Raw genomic sequence first — 26,882 nt, forward strand, 5'->3', positions numbered from 1 at the left:
CCAATCTAATTTCTTCATAAATTCAATGATTTACATTTGCCAGCGCATCACGGACCCACTGATTTTCAACATAAGTTGTTTGCCGCAATTCCAAACGTTCCTTTGATTTCGGGCCTTTATTCCTGACAATTTCTTTAAACCGGTCCCAGTCAGGCTGCTTATAAACCCATTTTCCCTGCTCTTTATCAAAATGCATCGTTTCATCCGGGATTGTTAATCCAAGAGAAATGACTCTAGGAATGTATTTCGAAAAGAAATCCTGTCTCAGTTGTTCATTCGTTTTGGTTCGAATTCGATATTTAATTGTAATGTCTTGCTTAGAAGTTCCAGTCGTTGATGCATCTGCCGGACCGAAGAACATCAGGAGGGCATCCCACCATCTATTAATGGCACCTTGAACCATCTCTCTTTGTTCCTTTGTTCCTTCAGCCAATGCCATAATGATGGACTCGCCATGCTGGGCATGGAAAACTTCCTCTGCACAAATTCTTTTCAACGCTCTTGCATAAGGCCCATATGAAGCATCTAGCATATTGGTTTGCGAAATGATGGCTGCACCATCAACAAGCCAGCCAATTAATCCTGCATCTCCCCATGTCGGGGCTTCCATATGAAACACATTATGAAATTTCAGCCTTCCGTTAAATAAATCGTGCATAATATCTTCACGGCTTTTACCGAAAGGCTTCATTAAATCTTCTGCAACTCTTAATAGAAGCTGCCCGTGTCCCATTTCATCCTGTACCTTTGCCATGATCCCAAGCTTTCTTTTTAATGAAGGTGCTTTCGGAACCCATTCCTTTTCAGGCAACGCCCCCATAATTTCACTAATTCCATGCATTGAAATTAATTTAATCAGCGTTATACGATATTCGTCAGGCATCCAATCATCTGCTTCAATTTTTTCACCATTGTTGATACGATTCATGAAGTGCTCGTATTTCTCCTCATCTGTTAAGTGCTCGTTAAAAATCGTTATTGACAAATTACTCACCCCCAAATTTTAATAACGTTTTAATTACTTCATACAATTTACTTAAAAATTAAAATCGATCCTTTAAATAATTTTATATAACGTTTATTTATCGTGGTGATTATTATGTGTCATATATTTATCACAAAGATACATTGGAAATGGTAAAAAGTCAATGAGTTTTCTGAAAATTTTATATATTTATTCACCCAATTTTCTTCATTGAAAATCCGATGCCTGACGGTAGTGGCTTAGAGTTTTTATCCAAACAGTTGACTATGTTATAGTTAGATAGGACAAACAATTTGGAAAGATTATGTAAAGGTAATTCCGGAATAATGACATAAGGACATGGAGGAAGGTAAAATGAATCAAGCAGTATTGGATTTTCTTCAGGATAAAAGAGAAATACATCTTAAGGAGCTCTTTGAATTTTTAGCAATCCCAAGTATTAGTGCCCTGCCCGACCATAAAGACGATGTACAAAGGGCAGCCCAATGGACAGCTGATGCACTGGCAAAAATAGGGGTTGAAAATGTAAAAATTTACGAAACAAAAGGGCATCCCGTTGTCTATGGAGACTGGTTAAAGGCCGAAGGAAAACCGACAGTTCTTATATATGGCCACTATGATGTACAACCTGTAGATCCCCTTCATTTATGGGTGACTTCCCCATTTGAAGCAGATATTAGAGATGAAAAAATATATGCTCGTGGTGCCAGTGATGATAAGGGACAAGTATTCATGCATTTGAAAGCCATTGAAGCAATCCTGCAAACAACTGGCACTCTTCCGGTAAACTTTAAGTTTTGCATTGAGGGCGAAGAGGAGATTGGAAGTCCTAATCTTCCAGCTTTTGTTGAAGAAAATAAAGAGCTTTTATCAGCTGATGTGATTGTTATATCGGATACGGGCATGATTGATAAAGGCAAGCCTACCATTTGCTATGGTCTACGCGGATTATGCGGCTTACAAATTGATGTGAAAGGTGCAAAAGGAGATCTGCATTCAGGTTTATATGGCGGAGCTGTGCAAAACCCTATTCACGCCCTAGTCCAACTAGTTAATACATTCCATGATATCGATGGAAAAATAACTGTAGATGGATTTTATGATCAAGTTCAGCCTTTAACTGAAGATGAAAAACAAGCATACGATGCTTTGGAAATGAGTGATGAAAGCTTTAAGCAGCAAGCTGGAGTCACAGAATTATTCGGAGAAAAAGGCTATACGACATTAGAAAGATTATGGGTTAGGCCGACACTTGAAGTAAATGGGATTTATGGGGGTTTCCAAGGTGAAGGCATTAAAACAGTCATCCCTTCTGAAGCTACTGCAAAAATTACATGCCGTCTAGTCCCAAATCAAGATCCTGATGAGATTGTAAACCTTTTAAAGCAGCATATCGAAAAAAATAAACCAAAAGGTGTAGAGGTGAATATTTCTTTATTTGATAAGGGTTCACCGTATGTCACTCCTTTTGACCATCCAGCTATTCAAGCTGCTGGCCGTGCCTATGAAAAGGTATATGGAGTTCCTACATCCTATACACGTGGAGGCGGATCCATTCCGATCGTAGCGGCATTTGATCAAATATTAAAGCTTCCTGTTGTCTTAATGGGTTTCGGTCTGCCTGATGAAAATTTCCATGCGCCAAATGAGCATTTTCATTTAGAAAACTTTGATAAAGGTCTTGATACAATTTGTTATTATTGGTATGAACTGGAGAAATCAATTTAAGTTAAAAGACGCCACTTTAGCTGGCGTCTTTCCATTTATCCAAGCACTTTACTGCCGATTGTTCCCGCATGGCTTTTTCGCATATATAAGAACATAAAAAAGAACAGAATGGCGCTAGCTCCTCTTAGAATAGTAGAAATAGTCATGGCCACGTCCATACTAGTATTCTCAAGAAGGAATACACCGAACTGTGGAGCAATAAACGCTACAAGTGCTAGCAATATATTATAATTCGAAATACATGTACTGCGATTATCCTCCGTTGTAACCTCTAATAAATGATTAAATAATAATAACACGGTCCCCGAGACGAATAAGCCAGAAGAAGCATTTACAATGACAAGATAAACTAAATTAGTGGAGAGCACAGTCAAAATTGGAGTACTGGCCATTCCTAAAGATACCAATATCAGCATCTTTGCATTGCTGTGTTTGTCGGCCATTCTCCCCCACCATTTAAAACTGGCTATCTGAGCAATTTGATTGGAAACTGTAAATAAACTGATCCAAAAAGCAGTCGCTCCTGCATATTTTATTTGGTAAATACTAAATAATGACCACGCCATTTGCCATCCAAAATTAAAAAATAAGCAGCAAACTAAAAAATAAACGAATGGTTTATGTTTATAAACCTGGAGGCCTAGATTTAGTTTCTTCTTTTCTATTTTCTTATCAGTCTTTTTTTCTTTATGCTTCAATAAATAGTAAACTTCCAATAACCCGAAAAGGAATGCACAAATAAATAATAGCTGAAATGGCAAAGCATTGCTCTTATCAAATTGCTGCAAGAGAATACCGATCAAGAAGGTAGATATCATCCCAACAATAGTCATCATTTTATTTCGGTCACTAAAAAAGCCGCTTCTTCTTTCGTCAGGAATAAGGTCTCCAATAAAGGATTGCCAGCTTAAATTGGCAAATGAACCAGGTAAATTCATAAATCCAACTAAAAGAACAAATGCCCAGCTCCGATATTCAACAGGTAGATATATGACAAAAAACATTGCGATGAGAAACAAACGTGCAGCCAGAAAGGAATAAGCTGTAAATTTCTTCTTTTCTTCTAATTTGCTTAAAATGATTGATCCGATCAGCATCGCGAACATCCCGACAAATTGCGGCAATGAACTAATTAATCCGACCTGATAATTTGTAGCCCCAAGAACACTAATAGCGAACAAGGGAAAATAATTGTTACTAATATTTAGGACAATGGTTGTTGCAATTCCATTTCGGATACTAAGCTTTTCATTTGCCTTTAATGTACTATACGACTGTGGCATTTTTTCCTCTTCCTTCATTCATGGAGCTATTTATTTCGTCATTCTAAATAATTTTTCTTTAGCTATCATAATCCCTCCTCAAATAAGATGCAAGGGGGTTTCTGCGTTTTAGGAAAAATTTTATTACTGGACTCACAACAGCTTTTCGAAAAAGAAAAAGAAGCCATATTTCCGGCCTCTTTAGATATAGCATATAACTAAAAATAATCAGCTGACCATGTTCTTACCCTTTAGCATCAAAATAGCTTCTTCGTTTTTAGCAATTTTCGTTAATTGGGCATCCAAACGCTGATTAATACAAAGTAATTCTTCGCTGAATATTTTAATTGAAGCCCCTTTCAAATATTGAAAAAAGTCATTTAATTCCTCTCTTTGATAGGATTCCATTTTTTCAACTATGTCCTTAATATCAGACAAATCAATTTGATTCACTTCTATTCTATGTTCAATGCTATCGACTTTCTCCAATCGATCCAGCCGTCTCTCCAGCGATTTAATGTTATCACTGATTTCAGCAACTTGATTTCTTATGTCATTCATTCCAATCAATATTTTCGTTAATATCTCCTCCATCACCTATCGCTCCTTATTTTTATTACATTCATCTTACCACCATTGACTAGTAGGAATCTGTGAATATTTATTTACAATGATAATGATTTACTAAAATATGTCAGAAGTGTGAATAGCAAAAACAAAAAAACCTGGACATTCACCATATCCAGGCATCTCATGTATTTTATTTTTTTTCGCCAAATATTTCTGCTTCTAGTCTTCGTCCTGTTGGAGTTGCAGCAAGGCCGCCTTCAGCCGTTTCTCTTAATGCTGATGGCATTGACTGACCAATGAGGAACATCGCATGAATGACTTCATCACATGGAATTCGGCTTTTAATGCCAGCTAGAGCCATATCAGCTGCGGTCATCGCATTTGAAGCACCCATTGCATTTCGTTTCACACAAGGAACTTCTACTAATCCTGCAACAGGGTCACATACTAAGCCAAGCATGTTTTTCAATGTAATGGCCATTGCCTCAGCAGCCTGACTAGGTGAACCTCCAGCAAGCTCGACAATAGAGGCAGCCGCCATCCCGCTTGCCGAGCCCACCTCAGCCTGACAGCCGCCAGCAGCACCAGAAATAGACGCATTGTTTGCCACAACAAAGCCAAAGGCTGCAGAAGTAAATAGAAATTCAATCATTTCCATTCTCGTTGGATTTAAGACTTCCTTCACTGCAAATAATGTACCAGGTACAACACCTGCAGAACCAGCAGTCGGAGTTGCACAAATAGTACCCATTGCTGCGTTAACTTCGTTCGTTGCTACTGCTTTACTTACCGCATCCAGCAGAATATTTCCTGATAATGATTTTCCGCTTTTAATATAATTTTGCAGCAGAACTGCATCTCCACCCGTTAAACCGGAGACTGAAGTAACCCCTTTTAAACCGCGCTCAACAGCTTCTTCCATAACCGTTAAATTACGATCCATCTTAGCAATAATTTCTTCTCTAGTAAGCCCAGTTACTTCAATTTCCTGCTGAATCATAATTTCTGCTATTTTCACTTGTTTACTTTCAGCAAGCTCAACAAGTTCAGCTACATTTCTAAATAAAATCATCTTTCCACCCCTAATCCTGGCTATATAATCAAATGCGCCTTGGCGTATTTGTGCCCGATTTTTTTCGAGCTCGCTCGAAAAATTCCATTAAAAAATCGAGGCATCCGCCGGAGGCTTTAACTTTATTCAGCCGTGGTTTAACATTCCACTAAATTAGTTATTATTATTTACTCATCTCCCATTTATAGAAACAGGGGATTTCTGCTGAATAAAGTTAATCAACCATTCTAATAATCTGCGTTACATTAGGTACATTTTCTATCTCTGCAATGACATCCTGTTGGATCTTTTGATCTACCTCTATCACCATTAAGGCCATTTTTCCCTTTTCCTTACGGGAAACCTCCATATGACCAATATTGATTTCATGATTGGCTAATATTTTTGTAACAGATGAGATAACACCAAACTGATCGTTATGAACAACAAGAATAGCTGGATGTTCGCCAGACAATTTAAGCCTAAATGAATTTAGTTCAGTTATTTCAATCGTGCCTCCGCCAATTGAAATACCAACAACCTCTAAATCACCTTTTTCATCATATAAATTAATCCGAACGGTATTCGGATGATCTGGTACCATTTCCTCTACAGAAAATACAATCTCCATTCCAGCCTCTTCAGCAAGCTTCAGTGAAGAAGGAATACGCTCATCGTACGTATCAAAATCTAAGAGCCCGCCAACTATTGCTACATCCGTCCCATGGCCTTTATAGGTTTTGGCAAATGAACCATATAAAGATATTACTGCTTTCTTTGGAAGCCGGTTAAATAATGTTCTGGCCACACGTCCAATTCTTGCAGCTCCTGCCGTATGAGAGCTGGATGGGCCAATCATGACCGGACCGATAATATCAAAAGCGGATCTATATTTCATGTCGAATGCTCCTTTATAATAAATATTAGAATAACTTATCTCGAGTTGGAGAACTGTCTAGCTCCAGCGCCTACCCCCTCGAGGTCACAAGCCAATCCTCCCAGAAAGGTAAAGAACACCTATCCGGGAGGCTCGTCTTGTGCTTGTCGGGGGTGACCAAGGCGCTTCCGCTTTTCTATTAATTTATGAGTTCAAAATTATTTATGTTCAGCAAGCTCTTCTGGCTGAAGCTCATTTATTGTTCTAATTTTTTGTAAATAATTATAAACCGTGAATTTTGAAACACCGAGTACTGATGCCACATAATCTGTTGCACCTTTTATTAGAAATGTCCCTTTTTCATCAAGCTGCCTAACACATTCCACTTTTTCATCAAGGCTCATTAGGGATGGCGCTTTCTTAAATCCGAGCAAAACTTGTTCAACCATTTCATGGATAACCTCTTGGACAGAGGTGAAGAAGTTTTCTGATTTTGTATGCTGTTGTTCATCAAAGCTAATAAATTCTTCGATTTCACCGCCAAATTGCATTAATAGACTTATATCATAATTAATACATAAAGCACCGATAATCTTACCGTGAATATCACGAAGGAAGATCGTTGCTGATTTCATCACATTCCCTTTGCTCGACTGTGTTTTATAGCTCGGAATATCCTCTATTTCCTGATCCTTTTTTGCTAGCTCGTTTAACACTAGATCCGTAATGGGAGAGCCAATTTTTCTTCCAGTCACACTCCCAGCAAGATGAATAAGCGATCTTTTCAAATCTGAAAAATCATGAACGGCTACTTCACAACGAGACCCAAACATCTTTACAAGCATATCGGCTGTGCGAATTGCTAAATCAAATATTGGGCGATGAGATTCCTTCAATTCTGACACATCCTTCATAAACTTTTTCATTTAAACAAGTAATATTATAATATCACAAAATTTGTGTAGTTAAAATAATATTTTAATAGCTACAAAAATTTTGTAACAGCCTTCAAAAAAAAGAAGACTCCGCTTAACAAGTCTTCTCACATTTCATTTTATACATTTTTTAAAACTAAATTTAAGCGGTTTTCCCTCTGCACCTTCTCATCTTCTGTTGCTAAATCATATTTCTTTAACAGGTGAAATACTTCATTTAATATATCCTGTGTATGTTCTTCATTAAAGAAAGCCTCAAATAGCGGAGCCATGCTATTAGGTAAAAATTCTTTTTGCTGCTCGTACTTCAGCTTAACATCTTCAAGTGAATGATCTAATTTACACTCGCTCATTATTATTCCTCCTGTCTAATGAAACTATAACTTCACTTTACTATATAGATGATCGATAGTCTAATTTCAAATATTTTTGTTTACATAATAATATTATGTTAAACATTTTTTTTGTACATTATGAAACAGTTTTAAAGCAACAAAAAAGAGCGAAGATTTACTCTCCGCCCTTCCCATTATTCCACATTGCCCGTTTGTTTTCCTGTTTCACTTTTGATCGGATCTTCCTTTTTTATATACTGATAATCATTTCTGTCAATCGGTTCATAGCCATCTGGCTGATAGAATCTTAGAAGGTCTTTATACACGATGTTATCTGATATTTGCAGTTCAGCTTTTGCTTTTTCAGCTAAATGTGCATATTCTTCTCCATCTACAAGCTCACCTGTTTCATTGGAATAGAATTTTTCGTCCACTTGGGTCACTTTCGGAGAGACAAAGTCTCCATTGCGGAATGGAATGACTTCACGATGGTTTTTAGACAAAAGATCAGAGCCAATTTCCAAATAATCCTTCGTATCAATTCCTAATAAATGCAGCACTGTTGGACGAACATCTACTTGGCCGCCAATTTGATGCTGAGCTCCGCCATCTACTCCTGGTACATGGATGAATACCGGAACTCTTTGCAGATTTCTAGCATACTCAAAAGGAGTAATTTCTTTTCCGATAATTTCAGCCATCGCATCATTATGGTTCTCTGAAATGCCATAATGATCGCCATACATGACAACAACCGTATTATCATATAGTCCTGATGCTTTAAGGTCATTAAAGAACTGTTCAATTGCCTGGTCCATATAATTCGCAGACTGGAAGTATTGGTTCACTACCTTATTATCAGTTTCAGCTGCAGGGAAATCAGTATCCCCTTCATCCATTTTAAATGGAAAATGATTAGATAGAGTAATGAATTTTGTATAAAAAGGCTGTGGCAGACTTTCTAACATCGGCATGGATTCAGTAAAGAATGGTTTATCCTTCATGCCATAGTTTTTCGTGTTTTCTTCACTCATATCGTAATATTCTGCATCAAAAAATTGATCATATCCTAAAGAACGATACATTTCATTGCGATTCCAAAACGTTTTATAGTTTCCGTGGAAAACTGCTGACGTATATCCATGTGTTTTCAAAATAGCTGGTGCGGCATGATACGTATTTTGAGCTTTTGTTACATAGACAGAACCTTGAGACATCGGATATAAAGAATTATCCATAATAAATTCAGCATCTGATGTTTTTCCTTGACCTGTTTGGTTAATAATATTATCAAAATAGAATGTTTCGCCATTATGCGCCAATGAGTTTAAAAATGGAGTTACCTCTTGGCCGTTTAACTTGTAATCGATAATAAAGGTTTGAAGTGATTCTAAAGAAATGTAAATCACATTCATTCCTTTCGCTTTTCCAAAGTATTCAGGATTAGGCGCAGCATAATTGGCTTTAATATAGTTCTCCACTTCTGTAATGTCGTTTGAATCAGCTAAAGCTCTTTGACTAGCTGACCTTGCATTCTGAATGACATCATAAACAGAGAAATTATAAGCACCTAAATATTTCACAAGATAGTTTCTGTCAAAAGAACGAGTAAGCAATTGTGGACGATCTGCTTCAGCCAGACCTAGATTAATAATAAAAGTTAGGATAGCTGCCGCAATCACATACTTCGCAGGCTTTCTGCTTACTGTCTTACTAGGGTTGTACCATTTTTTAAAGATAAAAAACGCCAGGATAATTGTATCAATAAAGTAAAATACATCAAAAGGACTCATGAGGGATAAAGCACTTCCTCCTAATTGCCCCCCGTTCGTCTTCGTTTGCATGACGACTGGAACTGTAATAAAGTCATTGAAGAATCGGTAATAAACAACATTTGCATATAATAAAAACGACATCAGGAAGTTCATCGTAATGAATAATACTGATTGCATCCGTCCTTTAAAAAATAAAGCAAAACCTAGGAATAATAAGGCGGAACTTAATGGATTAAGAAACAATAAAAATTCTTGAAGTTTATTATCAATTCCTAAACTAAATTCTATTCTGTACGCTGCATATGTTTTTAACCAAAAGAGAATGACGATAAAGAAGAAAATTCTCATTCTTTTTTCTTTCATTAATTCCTTTGTTAAAGGTAATAATTTTTTCATAGTTTACACCTCATAATTGTAAAAATCAGAAAAACTTAGCAATCGCTAAGTTTACATTAGTTGTTTATTTGCAATCAAATAATTATCAGTTTGGTGAACGTTTAATAATATAACATAAAAAAAATAAAAATTAAACAGGGATTTACAATATATTATTAGTATTATTTCTTCAAAATTCTGCAAAAAATTCAAAAATTATCGGATGATAAACGAAATTTATTTACAATAATTTTTCACCTTATTCAGTCCTTTCACCCGAACAACCCCCTCTTTTTTTGCATAAATTGTAGTAAAGGAGGGATACATTATGAATCCATTAGCTTTACTATATTTAGCATGTATTTTGGCTGGACTTGCTTTAATGAAGGTTCCTACATCTGCTGTGATCACGGCAGGTATCGCGAGTTTATTTCATATTTTAGGCGTAATTGCAATCATCGTTTTCTCTTTGGCGCTGCTTTATCTAGGAGTCAAAGCTTTAATTGGTAAATAAAATGAATCAGGAGATCTTTACATGATCTCCTGGTGTACATAAAGACAAGTTAGAATATTGAAACTCTTTTACAATTATTCCGTCATATTATTAAAGGAGTTAAAATTATGAACAAGTACTTATTTCTGCTCATTGGATTTCTTTTATTAACGGGATGTGCTGAAAAAAAAGCGGAATCACCAAAACCAAAAGGGACTGCAGAAGAAATAAAAATTGAAGAGTATTTTCCTCAAGAGAATAAAACATATGTATACCGAGGTGAAGGGAATGAATATGCAGCCTTTACTGAATTTTTTTATCAAAGAACAGACAGCTATCTTCCTTCTATTGTTGAAAATGGCGGAACTAGAATATTAAAAATTTATAAGTTAACGGATAAAGGAATTTATCAGGTTTATGATCGGCCTGAATTCTATGATGAAGAGATTCCACCTTTGGCAGAGTTAGAAAAGCAATTTAACCCTGTCCCACTTTTAATAAAACCATTACAACTCGAGAAATCATTTAATGGCTTTACAATAAGTCATACAAATGCGGAGCTGCTGCTCCCTACTGGCAAAGTAAAAAATGTCGTCATCATCGAACAGTATGATATGGAAAATGAGACGATTGTCCGAAAGTATTGGGCACCTGGGATGGGGATGGTTAAGCAGGAATTTGTTTCATCAGAAAAGAATACGGAAAAGTTCTCAGTTACGTCAGAGCTTGAAAAAATTCATTAATCATGGTAAGGCATGCTAATTGCACCATTTCGGTTATCAAGCATGCCTCTTAATAATTTATTATGAATGTATAAAGCAGTATAATAGGGAAGATCCACGATTTTCATAGAGAGGGGCCATACATATGTCATATCCAAATACAGATGAGATTTTTCAATTAATTTCTAAGCTTGTATCCATTCCAAGTCCATCTGGAAATACAAATGAAGTCATCACATTTGTTGAAAATTATTTAAAAGAATTAAAGGTCGAAACAAAAAGAAATCGCAAAGGCGGTCTAATTGCAACGATCGGCGGCCAGGATGATACGAACCATCGAATGCTTACAGCTCATGTAGACACACTTGGTGCCATCGTTAAGGAAATTAAACCGAGCGGAAGGTTAAAGCTTGACCTAATTGGCGGATTTAAATATAACTCAATTGAAGGGGAATATTGCGAGATTGAAACGGCATCAGGAAAAAAATATACCGGGACAATCTTAATGCATCAAACGTCCGTCCACGTATACAAAGATGCAGGCAAGGCTGAAAGAAACCAGGATAATATGGAAGTGCGTTTAGATGAAGTAGTAAAAAATGCTGAGGATGTTCGTGCCTTAGGCATTGAGGTCGGAGATTTTGTCTCTTTTGACCCTAGAGTGGAAATAACACCGTCTGGATTTATTAAATCAAGACATTTAGACGATAAGGCAAGCGTAGCCATTCTTCTGCTATTAATTAAACAAATCCAGACCGAGAAAATCGAACTACCCTATACGACCCATTTTTTAATATCTAATAATGAGGAAATTGGTTATGGTGGTAATTCAAATATTACTCCAGAAACAGTTGAATATTTGGCTGTAGATATGGGAGCCATGGGTGATGGTCAATCTACTGATGAATACACAGTATCTATTTGTGTAAAGGATGCGAGCGGACCTTACCACTATGGTTTAAGAAAAAGACTTGTTCAGCTTGCAGTGGATAACCAAATTGATTATAAGCTAGATATTTATCCTTTTTATGGATCAGATGCATCTGCCGCAATCCGGTCAGGTCATGATATCGTTCATGGCTTAGTTGGACCTGGAATTGATTCATCCCATGCTTTTGAACGTACTCATAAGTCTTCCATTGATAATACAGCTAAATTACTCTATCATTACGTTTTATCAGAAATGATCGAATAAACACTAGTAAACCAAGCCCTTATTAGTGGCTTGGTTTACCTTTTTCTGCAAAAAAAAAACATCTAATTTAAAAGGCAGTTTTCGCACCCAAGTAACGGGTTTTCCAATAGGTTAGAGTCATATCGCTAATTGTGACCCCAGTAGACGATCCAGAGTGGATAAATTTATTGTTTCCAAGGTAAATTCCTGCATGGGATGGACCAGCAGAACTTGTATTAAAGAACACAATATCCCCTATGTCTGGTGATGAAACTGACTTTGTTGCATTCCAAATGGTTAAGACTGTTCGCGGAATAGATATTCCTGCATGATTAAAAACATAGTTTAAGTAGCCGCTGCAATCAAATCCCGCAGGTGAGCTCCCTCCCCAAACATACGGCACACCTATATATTTCTTTGCTTCAGCAATCAGAGCATCAACCTTTGAAACTTCACTTTCTTTAATTTGAGTTGCAGTTGCCTGTTGAACCGTTAATTTTTGACCTACATAAATGACGTTAGAATTTAAACTATTCATAGACATTAACTGTGTAACAGATAAATTATTTTCAGTTGCTATTTTCCAAAGAGAATCTCCATTTTGGACGGTATATGTATTAATTGAATCAGGACGATCAAATGGAGGGGCAGGCTGAGCTGGCTTGACAAGTAGTTTTTGCCCAGGATAAACAAAGTTAGAATTCAAATTATTCAAACTTTTTAATGCGTCAATCGTTAGTTTATTGGAATTGGCAATTCCCCATAATGTATCACCACTTTTGACAATATAGTAATCTGCTTCTCTATTAACTTCTTCATGATTATGTGGTTCCATTAGATTCAAACTTTGTCCCGGATAGATAACGTAATCTGTAAGGCTGTTCCATTCCATAAGCTGACTAATAGATAGATTGTTTGCTTGGGCAATTTTCCATAACATATCACCCGATCGGACTTGATAAGTCAATTCGTGAGCACTTGCAGGATTCTGAAATGCAGTAAATACTAACCCAGCTGTTGCTGTCAACGTCAGTAGTTGCTTTCTCATGGTGTCCACTCCTTATTTTTTCTTATACACCCTTATTTTAGTAATAAATCTATTAAAATCCTATATGTAAAAATTGGCCTGGACGGGAATTTAACCCTATAGATACCAATACTGGGCATAGTGTAAAGATTACCCAAAAATCCATAGGTATTTAACCCTAAAAACGAGATCTAAGTAACCCCTAGATAAATAAAGCAAGTTAATTATTTGTTTAACACGAAAAAAAGAAGCTGATTGTAATCAGCTTCCCCATGAATTTATGCTCTGTCCTGCCACACCCTTTTATTTTCGACTCTCTTTGTATAACCTAAAGAATCAAGCTTCTCTAGAAATGGGATCATATACTTACGTGAAAGATCGAGGATGTCTTTTGCATCACCTACTTCAAATTCTATAGTGGTTCTCACTCTTAATTTTTCAACAGCTTTATTGAAGTGCTCCGCATGCCAATAGAATTGTTCGTCAAGGGAGATCACTTCTTCGATATCCGTTAGAAATTTTGTTAGGTCTAGTATTAAATCATTTGGAATTCCGGCTTTCGTAATATAATCATTGAAATACTTAACCTTTAATCCGTCTTTTTTCAAATCTGCAAGCATATTTTCGGTGCGCTTCTGCCAGCTTTTTGGTACATGAGGCGTAAATTCGCTTAGGAAAACAAATTGATCCTTCTTACCGAAAACACTTGTTTCAATCCCCTGCTCTAACACAAATTCTGCTAGTTTCTTAGGGGATTGTTTACTAATTAATTGCAAGAGCTCTGCCCTATTCATCCCTGCTTTCAAAGTACTCTCACCGTGAAAATCCTGTAAGAGAGTCTTCATGTCTTTTTCAATTGATTCCTTGATTATAAACAGGGTGTACTCTTTTCCGCCATATAGGAGAAACTCTTCATCCATTAAATAGTTTTGAAGCTCTTGTTCCGCAATAGATGTTCTTTTCAAAATCTCTTGAAACGGCAAACTTTTTGCCTCATAAAGTGCAGCATAAATTCTTTCTTTTGGTGTACCTTCTTTTTTCTTTTCAAGGTCATCAACTGTCTTTTGTCCAAATCGATATTTTTCTCCTCTTGGGTCAATTACCCAACCTCCGCCAATTGTCTCCTGTGGACTAGGACGTCTTAATATAAAGCGGTCCCCTCTTTTCGTGACAACCTCCTCGTCCAAGCGGATTTGACAAAGGATTTCCTCTGCTTCCGACTTTATTTCATTACGATCAAATAACACAATCCGCCCCATAACCTCAGCTGTTCCAATATGACATTTGATTGGCATGCGCTGCTTAACTAAATATTCTAAATCCCCTACAAGACGAATGGCGACATCAATTGTTTGCGTGACAATAAAATGCTCTGAAGAGACTAGCACATCACCACGCTGAATATCCTCCTTTGCAATTCCGGACAAATTAATGGCAGTCCGCTGACCCGCATAGGCGCTTATAGCTGGTTTATGGTGGACTTGAAGCTGCCTTGCACGTGTTTCCAGCCCTTTTGGCATAATCTTTAATGCTTGTCCTTCCTCTACTGATCCTTCATAAACAGTTCCTCTGACTACTGTACCCTGCCCTTTCACAGAGAACACTTGATCAATGGGAAGACGAAAAGCACCTCTAATATCTCTAGGATCCTGTTTTTTTAATTCATGAATAATGAAATGTTTCAAATCCTTTATTCCTTGACCAGTTAAACTATCGACAAGCATAAATGGTGCGTCTTCAAATATCGTACCTTTTAGTTCACCTAATATATCATCTTTTACAAGGTCAATAAAATCATTGTCAACACGATTAATTTTTGTAATTGCAATAATACCGTTCTTAATCCCTAATAAACCGAGTATATGTAAATGCTCACGGGTTTGCGGCATGACTCCTTCATCGGCCGCAACAACGAGTAAAACTAAATCAATTCCAGCTACTCCAGCTATCATCTGTCTAATAAAGCGTTCATGACCTGGAACATCTACTACTGAAATTTCCAGCTCTTGATCTTCATATAAAGGAGCAAAACCAAGTTCAATTGATATTTGCCTTTCCTTCTCTTCTTTCAATCTGTCCGTATCAACATTGGTCAGCGCTTTCGTAAGCGTTGTCTTACCATGATCGATATGGCCCGCCATACCAATTGTGAAATATCTTTTCGTATTCAAAAGCTGTCACCTACCTCTGTATTGCTTTTACCTTTACTTTATTGCAAATTACGAGCAAAAGGAAGAAGAAAAACAAAGTTGCTCCCTCTAGAGCTAATATATAATAAGGAAACGGACCAAAATAATCTAATAATGATGCATTTGAAGGTTTATACGCTAGAAACATATAATTCCCGCCTGTCACCTTATTCGCTGCAAAAGCAAGACAAGCGCTCCCATTTAGAAATAAGAAAGACATGATTAGACCCTTTCCATTAGGTGTATAATCGTGGACTATCCAAAAATAAAAACAAGTCCAAATGATAAAGATATGAGTTATAAAAAATTGGAAATAACGAAAATGAGGAAAACCAAGAAATAACTCAGGCGTTATTACCGCCATTGCTGCTCCCGTTATCCCAATAAAGAAAACAATTTGAAATATAAAATTTGATTTAGAAGTAAGTAAAATAAGACAAAGAATAAGACTTAATGAACAGAGCTGTAGCGGTAACGTAAAAGATATATCCCAATAACCATCTTTAATAAGCCATATATGATACATGGCTTCCAAAACGAACAGACTTAAAAACATGAGAATTCTAACAGACTTATCATGTTCCTTTAAATGGTTTTTCTTTGAATAAAGGAAAATCGTGCCACCTATTAAGATAATGATCATCATAAAATGCTGAAAAGAAAATGCTTCAAATGGAAAAAGAGAATATTCATGACCAAATACTTTGTTCAATGAAGGATTCCTCTCTTTTATTTAATTTTTTTGTTCCTTGTTAATTTTCAACTTTTGTCTGAAGTTCAAATTGGCTAAATTCCAGCTTCTTCGTAGTCTCTAATTGAATAATTTCCGGATTCTTAAGAATAATCTTCTGCTTAAACAACGGTCCATCATATACAAATGAATGATACTCACCCGATTCACCCATCGGACACATTTCCTTCGTCTTTACATCCTCTAAAAATGAAAAGTCCAGCTCTCTTCCTAGCCACGATTCATCTAGAATATCCTCCCGTATACGAATAACTGTTGCCTTATAACCAGATTGGAGATAGTCCTCAAGCATACGAAGAGCATCTTCCTGCTTTCCCCATAGCGGGTAAATAGCTTGAAGTCCAGCAGCTACTGCCATCTTTTCTCCCCACTCACGATGACCTTGTAAATATAAATCACCAAAGGCGATGCCTTCTATATGATACTTTTCTTTTAATATCGTTAATGTATTGATAAAACTATCTGTATACTTCTCAAAGGTGGTGGAAATAAACTCTATAGGGATATCCAGGCACTCTCCTTGCAGCTTTACCAATTCTAATTTTTCACCATGTCCAAATGTTCTGCCCAATTCAATCGGCACGGTCGTCACTAAACAAACGACATCAATTCCATTCTTTGTTAATACGTCAAGACTGAGGCAGCCATCTTTTCCGCCGCTCCAAGATAAAGCCACTCTTTTTTTCATAGTAATCATCCTTCTTACTAATTTATGACTATATTAGCATAAATTGTACTTCTATTATGAAAAAGAAAGGATTGAATCATCGGATTCGCACCTTTCCATGATGTTAAGATAAAAATTGAAATTCAGTCTGACTTCCTGTTTGAGTTGCTATAACTTCAAGGCGGGCATCTATTCTTTCCTTGAGCTCAGGTACATGGGAAATAATTCCAACCAGTCTTCCGCTGCTTTGTATATCCATTAATGCCTCAATCGCTTGATCAAGTGACTCTGGATCGAGAGTTCCAAATCCTTCATCTATAAACATTGTTTCTAATGAGACACCGCCAGCATATTGCTGAACAACATCAGCTAACCCTAATGCGAGAGCTAAAGCCGCTTTAAAGCTTTCTCCCCCAGATAGGGTTTTAACATGTCTTTCTTGTCCAGTATATTGATCAAAAACAAGCAGTTCTAAACCACTTTGTACATTCCCTTTTGAACGATCCGTTTTCCTTAACAATTCATATCTTCCACTCGTCATTTTTCTCAATCTTCCATTTGCTTCTCTTAAAATATCATCAAGAAAAGCAGCTAATACAAAGCGCTCAAAGGTAATACGGTACGTGTTTTGTCCCTTTGCGATATCATATAAATGACCAATTAATTTATACCTGTCTTCCAGTGCTTTCATACGCCCATTAATTTCATTAATATTTTCTGCTGTTCCTTCATTATGTTTTTTCTTCATATATAAATCCGTATATTCTTCTTGAAGCAAACGAATATGTTCCTCGTTTTCTTTAAATAATTTGCTAATCTGTTCTAAATCGGGCATTTCAACATCCTTTAACAAGTAAGAAAGTTCTTCATAACGGTCATGAACGGATCGCAGCTCTTCCCGGTAATCCCTTAATGATTGATCTAGCATCTGAATTTCTTGTTCAGACTTCTTCGATTCATTGTATTCTGTGTACGTTCCAAAACCTTGATCATTCATCTTCTGAACAAATGCTTCTCTTTCCAGAGTTAATCGTTCTTTTATTCTATCTGCCTGTTTTTTGATGGTTTCATATTTAGCCGATTCTGCGAGGAAATTTTCCTTTGTGTCCTGATATTGCTGCTGCACAGTTTCCAAAAGCTTTATTAGATCCTCATGTTTTTTAACGGCGTTTTTCAAACGTGTTTCATAAACCTCAGCTGAATGTAGATCAGGAGGTATTTTCGCTATCATTCTTGTTAAATTGGTTTTTTTCTCTGTAAAATTAATGGTTTCATTATTTATTTGTTCTATGTTCAATTGAAGCTGCTTTAAATATATCTCTCTATCCTGCTCCAATAATTTTAGCTGGTTTAAGCATGCTGGCATTTTAGCTTGTCTTTCGGATAATATGCTTTGATTCTGAACAAGTTCGTTTCTCTCCGCCAATATGGTTTCTTTCACCATAGGTAATGAATTAATTGTTAAATCATCACGCTGATTCTTTATTTCTTTAAGTTGTGAATCCAGTGCTTCTTTTATTGAATTTACAATTGACTGTGAATCATAAAAAGCTGACTCAGCCTTTCCTTTTTCCTTTTCAAGCTCATCTGCCTGTTTTTTTGCGGCTTTTAAATCTTTTTCATCAGGGATTGATTCTGAGACAGCAGCTAGATTTGGATGATCCATTGATCCGCAAACAGGGCATGCTTCCCCATCAATAAGTTTATTTGCAAGTAGACTAGCTTGTCCATGCAGCCATTTTTGTTCCAGCAGGTCGATCGTTGCCTTTGCATCAGCTAATCGTGAAACAAAGTGATCATAATAACCTTTTCGCTTTTCAAAATTCAATTTTGCCTGATCATAGCGGAGAACTAATTCTTCGTACTTATTAAATCTTTGCATTTCTTCTTCTAATTTCTCTAATTTTTGAGCATTTTGAAGAAATGTAAGCTGTTCTCTCTCAATCTGTTGTTTTTCTTCTTGTAAAAGAAGGATGGCTTGTTCTGATTTCTTTAAAGAATCTTCTAGCTGTGACTTTTCAATCTTTCTTTTTTCAAGGGCTTTTTCAAGCATATTGACCTCTTTCTTCACAATGGAAAGAGATTCAATGTCTTCTTTCATATTATTAAGAGAACTGATTTCCTCAGCTAGAGCCTTTCTTTCATCTTCCCGATTTTTTTCTTCTTCCCATTTCTTTTCATGCTCATCTAATAGATCTGACAGTGATGTAATCTTTGACTTTATTGACTGAAGCTCATGATTAGCTTCATCTGACTCTTTTTTCAAATGATGACAAAGCTCTTCCTGCTGAGCAAGCACGGCTGCTTTCTGGGCAAGATTAATTTTTTTCTCTAGTTGAATGTAAGCTTCCTTCTCATTATGAAGTTCAGTCTTTCTTTTTTCTAATTCTTCTTTAGCCTTTAGCTGTTTTACAATGGTCTCTGCTTCAAATAGCTTTTGCTGAAGTAAATCCCGTTTTTCTTGTTTGCCTTTTAATTGATCTGCTAGCTTTGCCAACTCTGCAGCCATACATTCCATTTCTATCTGTAATAAAGGCATGATGAGTGCATCATTTACACTTCCTGCATTCAAATATCCTTTTAGCTCATCATTAAATATAGCAGAAATTTGCTGAATGGCTTGATCCCGGTTTTCTATTTGCTTTTCGACTGATTTCTTTAGTTCGACTGCATCTTCCTTTAGCTTTTCTTCGATCCGCTTATACACTTGCGTATGGAAAAGCCGCTGCAAAATGACTTCCTTTTCCTTACTCTCTGATGTAAGCAGCTTTCTGAATTCTCCTTGAGGAATCATTAATATTTGCCTAAACTGGTTGCTGTCTATAATCATGATTTCTTTAATCTTTTCATCTACATCACGAATATTTGATGCTAGAATTTGCTTTTCTCCATTTTCATTGATCATATACAATTCAGCTTTTGCACCTATCGTTGTATAACCGTCCCCACGTTCCTTCTTCTTCTCCTGTTGAGGGGATCTTGTGATAATAAACGTTCTTTTTCTTAAAGAGAACTTAAGTGTTACCTCTGTTAATAATTCATTTCTAGCAAATTGGCTTCTTAATTCAGGCCCATTTCGATCTTCTCCACTTGCTTTTCCATAAATAGCATAGCTAATTCCATCAAAAATAGTCGTTTTTCCCGAACCGGTTTTACCAGAGATCACAAACATCGTCCGATTTCCAAGCACTGTAAAATCTATCGTTTCTGTACCTGCATATGGCCCAAACGCCTGCATGATTAACTTTAAAGGTCTCATATAGCTGCACCATCCTTCAAAGCCTTTTCAATGACATCAGTCATAATAGCCTTCTTGTCATCAGTAAATTCTGAAGTTGTCATTTCTTGATAAAATTGCTGAAAAAGTTCAAGCTCAGACTTTTTCTCCTCTTTAACTGAGGTGAAGAACTGTTTCTTTTTCATATCAGTGATATCGATTTTTCGCTCAAGATGCAGAACATTTGGATAGATTTGCCGGAGCTTATTAATGGGATCTATTAAGGCGCCTTCATCATGGAGAATGATTTTCAAATAATCATCAACCATTTGCTTCTCGTAAAAACCTGGATCCATTAATTCATCCAAAAACCCTTCTATTTCCCTCATATCTTTTTGTGGAGAAAGTTTACGCACCCGCAAATCAAAATGGCCCTTTTCATCCATTTCGATAATGGAAACTGACTTTTCTTGTTTTGACTCCGAAAAAGAATACTTGAGAAGTGAACCTGAATAACGAATCCTATCATGTTTAAGAGCATCTGGGCTATGAAGATGACCGAGTGCTGTATAAGAAAATGGTTCAAATAATTCTGCTCCTACGCATCCAGATCCACCTACAGAAAGAGTTCTCTCCGACTCACTTGTTTTTCCGCCAAGAACAAAAGCATGACCAACGAGTACATTTGGTTCACTAGGATTCAAGGAATCTTCAATTCTCCCGATAACCGCTTTCATCGCGTCCTGATGCGTATGAATGGTGTCATCTGCGAACAATTGCCGAACAATTCCTGGCTCCGCATATGGGACAAGATAGAAATTAACACCATTAATATGTATTGGCCGAACGTTAGATTCTAGCTTACCTGATAAATAAAACTGACTTTTCTGGTACCATGAGCTCCCAAAAGATAAACGTTCTGCACTATCATGATTGCCGCCAATTGCCACAATAGGTGTTTTTAACTCTACATTGATTTTGAACAATATGTCATTGAGCAGTTCAACTGCCTCAGTTGGAGGTATCGATCGATCATATAAATCTCCGGCGATTACAACAGCGTCCGGCTTTTCTTCCGCAACAAGATCAACAAATTGCTTCAAGAAATAGCGCTGTTCTTCTGTCATATAAATTCCATGTACAAGCTTTCCTAAGTGCCAATCTGCTGTATGAATAAATTTCAAAATCTTCACCTTCTTATCTTATATATTCATAGTCTCAAATACACTCATTATATCAAATTTAAGTTTTTATAGGTCTGGAATAGAAGTCTGAGGAATTAATTACTAAGTGGATATCAGCATGAGAACATACGTACTTATTATAGCATACCCTACTGAAATATTTCTGATTTTTAATTAAATTTAGTAAAATAAAAAAACAGCCCCACAAAGCAGGACTGTTTATGATTTATGATTATAGTTTATTTACGTTAGCAGCTTGTGGTCCACGAGCACCTTCAACAACTTCGAAAGATACTTCTTGACCTTCTTCTAATGTTTTGAATCCTTCAGTTTGGATTGCAGAGTAATGTACGAATACATCGTTTCCGTCTTCACCTTCGATGAATCCGAAACCTTTTTCAGCATTAAACCATTTAACTTTACCGTTTTTCATGTAAAAAAATCCTCCTATAGGCTGTTGAAAGCCTTGTGTTAATTCACCATTCACAACGATTATAGCTTTTACTCCTCATTACTCATCCAAACAAAAGAATTCTTTGGAAATTTAGCTTTCAAAAATATAATTCGATGCATAACGGCTGATTTAAATTTAGCATTTTTGGAATTGAAAGTCAATAATTGTGAATTATTAGAATTACTCCTTTAAACGATCAGGAAGCCCCTGAATGGAATTTACGACTACGTCTAGCTTCGCTTCTATTCTGTGCAGCAAAAATAGTGTCACAATGATCGGAAAGCCAACTTCGCTTATTAATGGTAAGAGCTCCTCCATTACTCCGCACTCCTTTCTATAATAATATTAAAAATTTAGCATTTCACCTCCTGTTACTTTCTATATATAGGTGCTATTCCAAAAAAGATATGGCTGCTATGTATTCTTCTATTTCAAAACAAGTTGGGAAATAAAACAAGCCAAATTGCTTGAATCACATAATATATATAAACACTGAAATAGGAGGTGACTTTTTTTGAATCTAATTGAGTATTTAAACCAGAATTATATAATGCTAGTACCTGCTCTTTGGGTGTTGGGGTTTGCGCTTAAACAAACACCAGCCATCCCTGATTGGTTGATTATTTGGATACTCTTTATTGTATCAATCACAATTGGAAGCGTGGCATTTGGATTTTCTATAGATGGTTTTATTAACGGGATTACAGCTGCTGGAGTTGCTGTGCTAGGACATCAAATGTATAAGCAAACAATGATTAGAAATAGTTCTAATAAAAGTAAAAAAGGGCAATAAAAATACAAAGGCCTCCGATGAAGAGGCCTTTCCTATTGTCTCAAAAAAAATGACCGTTCATTAAAATGAACGGCCAAGTGTAGTTCACAAGACCTAAGGGAGGAGATCTTCCATATTATTTTATTAAATTTGTGCCATTTGGCTTGGACAATCCCTTCCGCATTTTCATTATTTTTTGGTTCTTATTGTATCAAATTTAATTTATTTCATTTTTTAAAGGGAACAATCAATTTTACATCATTAAGATGGCCTAATTTTATTTGTTTTCAGAACTGATAGTGCGTCCTTTGTATCGTTAGCAATTGTAATTGGATGTTCAATTTTTTCAAAATGGATATACATAAGTCTTGGTACATCCAAATAACCAATGATTATTGAGGACTGTCCATATAATTCCATTCTCATGCAAACTGGAGATAAAAGGATTAATTTCATTTTGCAGAATGACTGTTTTCCCTAAACATAGTGCCCTGCCGTCCTGATCTATATTTTCAAAGGAAAAGGCCAGAGGTACAAACATAAACGACTCTGCCCTTTTGCCTAAAACTACAGAGTGAATGTTTGTCGGGGATTTTGTCGCTGTACATACACCATTAATAATAGAAGGAGTCGCTCCAAGAATCTCCGCAAAATAATGGCAGAGCGCATCGGGCTGCTGCAAATTGCTGTTATTCTCCAGCATTCATCATCTCCTGAAAATTTCCCCATTCAGGATAATGTATTCAACAATGATTTTTAGGAGCATGACTCTATAAATATAGCCTAAGACTTGGCGTTAAACCTCAATAAAAACAATGTTTATTGCAATAACTATCTTTTACATATTTTACATTTCTATTTCGGACAAATAATGACAAAAAACATGTATAATTAACATTGATTGTATTCTTATGTTAGAAACTAAGGTTTAGGAGAGAGGAAAATTAAATGAAATTCATTAAAGGAATCATAATAGCTATCATTCTATTATTCATGTTAATCATGGCTATTGCAGTACCAATTGCATTAATTGGAACAGTTGTGTTTTTAATCGGGTTATATTTGTCAAATCAAAAGAAAAAGGGAAACATAATCGTCAAGAAACCAGGATTGATTGTTACCGCAGGATTCATCTTGTTTTTAATTCTAGGGGTTTCCTTTGCCGATACTACTGAAACAGCAGATAAAAATAATGATAATCAAGTAGCAAGTACAACTAAACAAAAAGATTCAGCCGAAAAAGAAGCGGCGGAAAAAGCTAAGAAAGCGGAAGAAGAAGAAAAAGCTAAAGCAGAAGCAGAGGCGAAAGCAAAAGAAGAGGCAAAAGCTGAAGCGGAACGCTTAGAAAAAGAGAAACTAGAATCCGAACAAAAAGCAAAAGAAGAACAAGCTAGCAGCCTAGGTTTGGAACTGGTGACGATTAGCAGAGTTGTAGATGGGGATACATTCGAAACTTCCGATGGCAGAAAAGTTCGCCTTGTAGGAGTGAATACACCTGAGTCTACCACGAAAACAGAAGAATACGGCAAAGAGGCAAGCAACTATACCACTTCAAAGCTCGAAGGGAAACAAGTTTATTTACAGAAGGACGTTTCAGATACCGATCGCTATACTCGTTTTCTGCGAATTGTTTGGCTTGATATTCCAACGAACGATATGGATGAAAATGAAATTCGAACAAAAATGTTTAATGCTGATCTTGTATTAAATGGATATGCAGAACCTTCTACTTATCCGCCTGACGTGAAATACAGTGATTATTTTGTAAAATTTGCCCGCGAAGCGAGAGAACAGAATACCGGTTTATGGGCATTCGGAGCGGAAGGTACTACAAAGGGTGACCTGGATTCCAAAACAACAGCATCTAGCAGCGGCTCAGCATCTTCATCAAAAAGCACAAATAACAACACAAGTTCAAATACAAATTCGAATACAGGCTCCACTTCCACCGCCCCTTCAAGCAGCGGCAGCGAATCATATAAAAACTGTACGGAATTAAGAAAGGTTTATCCTAACGGGGTTCCTGCTGATCACCCTGCCTATGAATCAAAGCATGACAGAGACAAAGACAATTGGGCATGTGAAAGGTAAAATAAAGCTTTAAAAAACACTTGGAAATTGATATCCAAGTGTTTTTTTATCATGTTTTTAGCAAAAATCTTTTCCTATTGATAAGAAAGTCCGAAATCATACCCATATGCATCTCCATTTTTGTTTCGATACACATAGGATGGAACTTCGCCAAATCCTGGTATATCCCCAATCTCATTGTCTACTGCTGTCTGATTAGCTGGTATTGTAAAAGGAAGTTTCCCAACAGGATTAAATCTCCCTCGAATGACATCTACTAAAGCTTCTGTCTTCACTCCAAAAGTTGCCACAATAGCCGCTGCATTCGGTTCGATTTCATTGATTAACCATGGGCTCCTCATATTAATAGCGGTAATCGTTGGAACCTTTTTCTGAATCTCTATGATTCTGTTTACATTATCAATCCCTGTATCAGGGCCAATTATGAGCATAGGTTTTCTTTTCATAAAATCCTGTTTAGGCTTCACCCAAACAAAAGCATGGGTTGCATCATCTAATCGATCCGTAATTGTCATTTTTGCATCATATTTTCGAATCTTATCGATAAGATTTTTCGTATTTGACCCATTAGCTCCTCCAGGAAATGCCTCAACATATAGCTTTATTTGACCGATTTTGCTATCTGACAAAGGTAATAGATTGTTCCCATTTCGCAGTAATACAACGGACTTACGATGGGCTAAATCTGCACGTTTTTGAGAGTTTGGGTTATCAACGACTGCCAGTGCTTTTTTCGGATCTACATATGGATTCTCGAAAAGTCCTAGTTTCATCATCTCTGTAAGTAAATAAGTGACGGAGCGATTCACTCTTGCTTCACTAACCAAACCTTGTTTCACAGCATTAATAATAGGAGCAGGATTTGTAACACCAGAAAAAATATTCGTTCCAGCATTTAGCGCTTTTGCAAACCTTTGTTCAACAGACAAATTTAGTGCCCCCCAAGCCTTGTCGACTACTGCACTAGTATCAGAGTTTACATAACCTAGGAAACCTAGTTCTTTACGCAGGTAATCATCAATAAATTGTTTGTTTAAAGCAAAGCCAACTTCTTCAAATTGCTGTGTGGCACTATAATGTGGCAATCCCTGTTCGGCACTCTCATTGCTAGGATATGAATAATAAGGCATAATCGATGTTGTATCTGCAGCAATTGCGGCTCTAAAAGGAGGCATATGATACTTTAGCAAACTGCCTTCAGTTGGGTAAAGATTATATCGTCCTTCTTCAAAATGAGGATCAGTCCCTTTTACTCGTGCTCCACCGCCTGGAAAATGCCTGACTGTCGTTGTTACACTATTATCATTAAGAATATCCCCTTGAAATCCTTTCACAATTCGCCAAATAATGTCTGAAGTCAGGGTCGGGTGCTCCCCAAATGTTTCATCGTTTCTTAACCATAGTGGATCAGTCGCAACATCAGCTGAATATCCGAAAAGTTTACGGATTCCTGTAGCCCTAAACTCTTTTGAAGCGATTTGGGCAAATTCCGTTATTAAATTCAAATCGCGAGTTGCCGCAAGTCCTAAAGTGGCAGGCCAAAAAGAGAATTGTCCAGGCTTGTCCATATCTATTTCCCCAGAAGATGTAGGAACCTCAGAATGGTTTCTTGGATTTGAAATAATGACAGCCGGAATGCCTAATCTTGTATTTTCTGCAGCTGCTTGTAGCTGATTATTATATTTGGCGATTACATCGGCACTTGGTGATTCACGAAAAATAAAATAACGGGTGTTTTGATTAATCATCTTATTTGGTAGTTCCAATTTGCCATTTGTAAATTTCGGAAATTCAGGAATAATTAACATTCCTGCTTTTTCCTCCAAAGTCATCCGCGAAACAAGATCTTTAACACGTACTTCATCTGTAAGCTGCCAATTTTCATATGGATCCAGCTTTTTATTGCCATTCAAATCTTTAAACTGTTTTCCATTGACAGTTATTTTTCCTATTACTCGATACTCCATCTCAGGCTGAGCATTATATCTAATTTCAGCACTTGCCTGAGGAATGAAGATTAAAAAAGATAAAAAGACAGTAAAAGAAGAAGTCATTATTTTCTTTAATCTTATATTCATTTATTTCCCTTCCTTTTTATGAAGAATATAGGACTTTCTCTATTACTGTCTCTTTTTTACAGATAATTTATCCGAAAATAAAAATGAAATCATAATTCAATGCTCTACATTTTCTTTGTAACAGGAAAACATTGGTGTTTATTCCCTAGTAAAGCAGAGTAGCTTTAATA

The 26,882-nt window shown here is 36.5% G+C and carries 25 protein-coding genes; 6 read left to right on the forward strand and 19 right to left on the reverse strand.

Features of this window, described 5'->3' with window-relative positions:
• Positions 1-22: 22 nt before the first annotated feature.
• A complete protein-coding gene (gene paaA, locus V7127_RS22250; RefSeq protein WP_335489799.1) occupies positions 23-928 on the reverse strand; it encodes a 1,2-phenylacetyl-CoA epoxidase subunit PaaA in 906 nt (301 codons plus the stop codon).
• Between the two features lie 411 nt (positions 929-1,339).
• Here paaA and V7127_RS22255 point away from each other — a divergent pair, with 411 nt between their 5' ends.
• Positions 1,340-2,713: a dipeptidase gene (locus tag V7127_RS22255; RefSeq protein WP_335489743.1), complete on the forward strand. Its 1,374-nt coding sequence runs from the start codon at positions 1,340-1,342 to the stop codon at positions 2,711-2,713.
• 35 nt (positions 2,714-2,748) lie between these two features.
• Here V7127_RS22255 and V7127_RS22260 read toward each other — a convergent pair whose 3' ends face one another.
• The 7 genes from V7127_RS22260 to V7127_RS22290 all read right to left on the reverse strand — a co-directional run bounded on the left by V7127_RS22260 (position 2,749) and on the right by V7127_RS22290 (position 9,914).
• Positions 2,749-4,014 carry an MFS transporter gene (locus tag V7127_RS22260; RefSeq protein ID WP_335489746.1) on the reverse strand — a complete coding sequence of 422 codons (1,266 nt, stop codon included), beginning with the start codon at positions 4,012-4,014 and terminating at the stop codon, positions 2,749-2,751.
• A gap of 189 nt (positions 4,015-4,203) precedes the next feature.
• Positions 4,204-4,569: a hypothetical protein gene (locus V7127_RS22265; RefSeq protein ID WP_335489749.1), complete on the reverse strand. Its 366-nt coding sequence runs from the start codon at positions 4,567-4,569 to the stop codon at positions 4,204-4,206.
• 166 nt (positions 4,570-4,735) lie between these two features.
• Entirely contained in the window at positions 4,736-5,617 is an 882-nt protein-coding gene (gene sdaAA, locus V7127_RS22270) for an L-serine ammonia-lyase, iron-sulfur-dependent, subunit alpha (protein WP_335354636.1), read from the reverse strand.
• A 214-nt stretch (positions 5,618-5,831) separates the two neighbouring features.
• Positions 5,832-6,494 (reverse strand): L-serine ammonia-lyase, iron-sulfur-dependent subunit beta, encoded by a 663-nt coding sequence (gene sdaAB / locus V7127_RS22275; protein ID WP_335489752.1) that lies wholly within the window; start codon positions 6,492-6,494, stop codon positions 5,832-5,834.
• Between the two features lie 197 nt (positions 6,495-6,691).
• Complete coding sequence (locus tag V7127_RS22280; RefSeq protein ID WP_335489755.1) at positions 6,692-7,399, reverse strand: helix-turn-helix transcriptional regulator; 708 nt, start codon at positions 7,397-7,399, stop codon at positions 6,692-6,694.
• A 128-nt stretch (positions 7,400-7,527) separates the two neighbouring features.
• Positions 7,528-7,761: a hypothetical protein gene (locus V7127_RS22285; protein WP_335346506.1), complete on the reverse strand. Its 234-nt coding sequence runs from the start codon at positions 7,759-7,761 to the stop codon at positions 7,528-7,530.
• 176 nt (positions 7,762-7,937) lie between these two features.
• Positions 7,938-9,914, reverse strand: a complete 1,977-nt coding sequence (locus V7127_RS22290) for an LTA synthase family protein (RefSeq protein WP_335489758.1) — start codon at positions 9,912-9,914, stop codon at positions 7,938-7,940.
• Between the two features lie 307 nt (positions 9,915-10,221).
• Here V7127_RS22290 and V7127_RS22295 point away from each other — a divergent pair, with 307 nt between their 5' ends.
• Together V7127_RS22295 and V7127_RS22300 are read left to right on the forward strand one after the other, a co-directional pair.
• Entirely contained in the window at positions 10,222-10,407 is a 186-nt protein-coding gene (locus tag V7127_RS22295; RefSeq protein WP_335354641.1) for a hypothetical protein, read from the forward strand.
• A gap of 107 nt (positions 10,408-10,514) precedes the next feature.
• Entirely contained in the window at positions 10,515-11,129 is a 615-nt protein-coding gene (locus V7127_RS22300) for a hypothetical protein (protein WP_335489761.1), read from the forward strand.
• Here V7127_RS22300 and V7127_RS22305 read toward each other — a convergent pair.
• Positions 11,126-11,260, reverse strand: a complete 135-nt coding sequence (locus V7127_RS22305) for a hypothetical protein (RefSeq protein ID WP_335489764.1) — start codon at positions 11,258-11,260, stop codon at positions 11,126-11,128. The two genes, V7127_RS22300 and V7127_RS22305, sit on opposite strands and share 4 nt — an antisense overlap.
• Here V7127_RS22305 and V7127_RS22310 point away from each other — a divergent pair.
• The gene (locus tag V7127_RS22310) at positions 11,254-12,303 is read left to right on the forward strand and encodes a M42 family metallopeptidase (protein ID WP_335489767.1); all 1,050 of its coding nucleotides are present in this window, start codon (positions 11,254-11,256) and stop codon (positions 12,301-12,303) included. The genes V7127_RS22305 and V7127_RS22310 overlap by 7 nt on opposite strands.
• A 67-nt stretch (positions 12,304-12,370) precedes the next feature.
• On the opposite strand, the gene V7127_RS22315 is transcribed toward V7127_RS22310, so the two are convergent.
• The 8 genes from V7127_RS22315 to V7127_RS22350 form a co-directional block, all read right to left on the reverse strand.
• Positions 12,371-13,330: a C40 family peptidase gene (locus tag V7127_RS22315; protein ID WP_335489770.1), complete on the reverse strand. Its 960-nt coding sequence runs from the start codon at positions 13,328-13,330 to the stop codon at positions 12,371-12,373.
• Between the two features lie 257 nt (positions 13,331-13,587).
• Positions 13,588-15,480, reverse strand: a complete 1,893-nt coding sequence (gene selB, locus V7127_RS22320) for a selenocysteine-specific translation elongation factor (RefSeq protein ID WP_335489773.1) — start codon at positions 15,478-15,480, stop codon at positions 13,588-13,590.
• 10 nt (positions 15,481-15,490) lie between these two features.
• Positions 15,491-16,210, reverse strand: coding sequence for a YwaF family protein (locus tag V7127_RS22325; protein WP_335489776.1), 720 nt, complete (start codon positions 16,208-16,210; stop codon positions 15,491-15,493).
• Positions 16,211-16,250: 40 nt separating this feature from the next.
• Positions 16,251-16,937, reverse strand: coding sequence for a diphthine--ammonia ligase (locus tag V7127_RS22330; protein ID WP_335343754.1), 687 nt, complete (start codon positions 16,935-16,937; stop codon positions 16,251-16,253).
• Positions 16,938-17,040: 103 nt separating this feature from the next.
• Complete coding sequence (locus V7127_RS22335; protein ID WP_335489780.1) at positions 17,041-20,175, reverse strand: SMC family ATPase; 3,135 nt, start codon at positions 20,173-20,175, stop codon at positions 17,041-17,043.
• Positions 20,172-21,317: an exonuclease SbcCD subunit D gene (locus V7127_RS22340; RefSeq protein WP_335489783.1), complete on the reverse strand. Its 1,146-nt coding sequence runs from the start codon at positions 21,315-21,317 to the stop codon at positions 20,172-20,174. Before V7127_RS22340 ends, V7127_RS22335 begins: the two co-directional genes overlap by 4 nt.
• A 232-nt stretch (positions 21,318-21,549) precedes the next feature.
• The gene (locus V7127_RS22345) at positions 21,550-21,750 is read right to left on the reverse strand and encodes a cold-shock protein (protein WP_066288596.1); all 201 of its coding nucleotides are present in this window, start codon (positions 21,748-21,750) and stop codon (positions 21,550-21,552) included.
• A 201-nt stretch (positions 21,751-21,951) separates the two neighbouring features.
• Positions 21,952-22,089 (reverse strand): YvrJ family protein, encoded by a 138-nt coding sequence (locus tag V7127_RS22350; protein WP_066288600.1) that lies wholly within the window; start codon positions 22,087-22,089, stop codon positions 21,952-21,954.
• A 196-nt stretch (positions 22,090-22,285) separates the two neighbouring features.
• Between V7127_RS22350 and V7127_RS22355 the strand changes: the two genes are divergently transcribed.
• Entirely contained in the window at positions 22,286-22,564 is a 279-nt protein-coding gene (locus V7127_RS22355) for a phage holin family protein (RefSeq protein WP_335354650.1), read from the forward strand.
• A gap of 325 nt (positions 22,565-22,889) precedes the next feature.
• On the opposite strand, the gene V7127_RS22360 is transcribed toward V7127_RS22355, so the two are convergent.
• Positions 22,890-23,246, reverse strand: coding sequence for a DUF1259 domain-containing protein (locus tag V7127_RS22360; RefSeq protein WP_335489786.1), 357 nt, complete (start codon positions 23,244-23,246; stop codon positions 22,890-22,892).
• Between the two features lie 245 nt (positions 23,247-23,491).
• Between V7127_RS22360 and V7127_RS22365 the strand changes: the two genes are divergently transcribed.
• Positions 23,492-24,634, forward strand: a complete 1,143-nt coding sequence (locus V7127_RS22365) for a thermonuclease family protein (RefSeq protein WP_335489789.1) — start codon at positions 23,492-23,494, stop codon at positions 24,632-24,634.
• A gap of 74 nt (positions 24,635-24,708) precedes the next feature.
• Here the strand turns inward: V7127_RS22365 and V7127_RS22370 are convergent, their stop codons facing one another.
• Positions 24,709-26,712 carry a glycoside hydrolase family 3 protein gene (locus V7127_RS22370; protein ID WP_335489792.1) on the reverse strand — a complete coding sequence of 668 codons (2,004 nt, stop codon included), beginning with the start codon at positions 26,710-26,712 and terminating at the stop codon, positions 24,709-24,711.
• Between the last annotated feature and the right edge of the window lie 170 nt (positions 26,713-26,882).

Origin of the sequence: Bacillus sp. JJ1773, from assembly GCF_036962035.1 — a bacterium.
GTDB lineage: Bacteria > Bacillota > Bacilli > Bacillales > Cytobacillaceae > Cytobacillus.

Coding starts and splice junctions, on each gene's coding strand:
- V7127_RS22315 (WP_335489770.1), bottom strand. CDS start 13,330: ATGAGAAAGCAACTACTGACGTTGACAGCAACAGCTGGGTTAGTATTT.
- sdaAB (WP_335489752.1), bottom strand. CDS start 6,494: ATGAAATATAGATCCGCTTTTGATATTATCGGTCCGGTCATGATTGGC.
- V7127_RS22265 (WP_335489749.1), bottom strand. CDS start 4,569: ATGGAGGAGATATTAACGAAAATATTGATTGGAATGAATGACATAAGA.
- V7127_RS22370 (WP_335489792.1), bottom strand. CDS start 26,712: ATGAATATAAGATTAAAGAAAATAATGACTTCTTCTTTTACTGTCTTT.
- V7127_RS22365 (WP_335489789.1), top strand. CDS start 23,492: ATGAAATTCATTAAAGGAATCATAATAGCTATCATTCTATTATTCATG.
- V7127_RS22255 (WP_335489743.1), top strand. CDS start 1,340: ATGAATCAAGCAGTATTGGATTTTCTTCAGGATAAAAGAGAAATACAT.
- V7127_RS22295 (WP_335354641.1), top strand. CDS start 10,222: ATGAATCCATTAGCTTTACTATATTTAGCATGTATTTTGGCTGGACTT.
- V7127_RS22280 (WP_335489755.1), bottom strand. CDS start 7,399: ATGAAAAAGTTTATGAAGGATGTGTCAGAATTGAAGGAATCTCATCGC.
- V7127_RS22290 (WP_335489758.1), bottom strand. CDS start 9,914: ATGAAAAAATTATTACCTTTAACAAAGGAATTAATGAAAGAAAAAAGA.
- V7127_RS22260 (WP_335489746.1), bottom strand. CDS start 4,014: ATGAAGGAAGAGGAAAAAATGCCACAGTCGTATAGTACATTAAAGGCA.
- V7127_RS22305 (WP_335489764.1), bottom strand. CDS start 11,260: ATGACATATGTATGGCCCCTCTCTATGAAAATCGTGGATCTTCCCTAT.
- V7127_RS22360 (WP_335489786.1), bottom strand. CDS start 23,246: ATGCTGGAGAATAACAGCAATTTGCAGCAGCCCGATGCGCTCTGCCAT.
- V7127_RS22350 (WP_066288600.1), bottom strand. CDS start 22,089: ATGGAGGAGCTCTTACCATTAATAAGCGAAGTTGGCTTTCCGATCATT.
- V7127_RS22330 (WP_335343754.1), bottom strand. CDS start 16,937: ATGAAAAAAAGAGTGGCTTTATCTTGGAGCGGCGGAAAAGATGGCTGC.
- V7127_RS22310 (WP_335489767.1), top strand. CDS start 11,254: ATGTCATATCCAAATACAGATGAGATTTTTCAATTAATTTCTAAGCTT.
- V7127_RS22300 (WP_335489761.1), top strand. CDS start 10,515: ATGAACAAGTACTTATTTCTGCTCATTGGATTTCTTTTATTAACGGGA.
- sdaAA (WP_335354636.1), bottom strand. CDS start 5,617: ATGATTTTATTTAGAAATGTAGCTGAACTTGTTGAGCTTGCTGAAAGT.
- paaA (WP_335489799.1), bottom strand. CDS start 928: ATGAATCGTATCAACAATGGTGAAAAAATTGAAGCAGATGATTGGATG.
- V7127_RS22345 (WP_066288596.1), bottom strand. CDS start 21,750: ATGAAAAACGGTAAAGTTAAATGGTTTAATGCTGAAAAAGGTTTCGGA.
- V7127_RS22335 (WP_335489780.1), bottom strand. CDS start 20,175: ATGAGACCTTTAAAGTTAATCATGCAGGCGTTTGGGCCATATGCAGGT.
- V7127_RS22285 (WP_335346506.1), bottom strand. CDS start 7,761: ATGAGCGAGTGTAAATTAGATCATTCACTTGAAGATGTTAAGCTGAAG.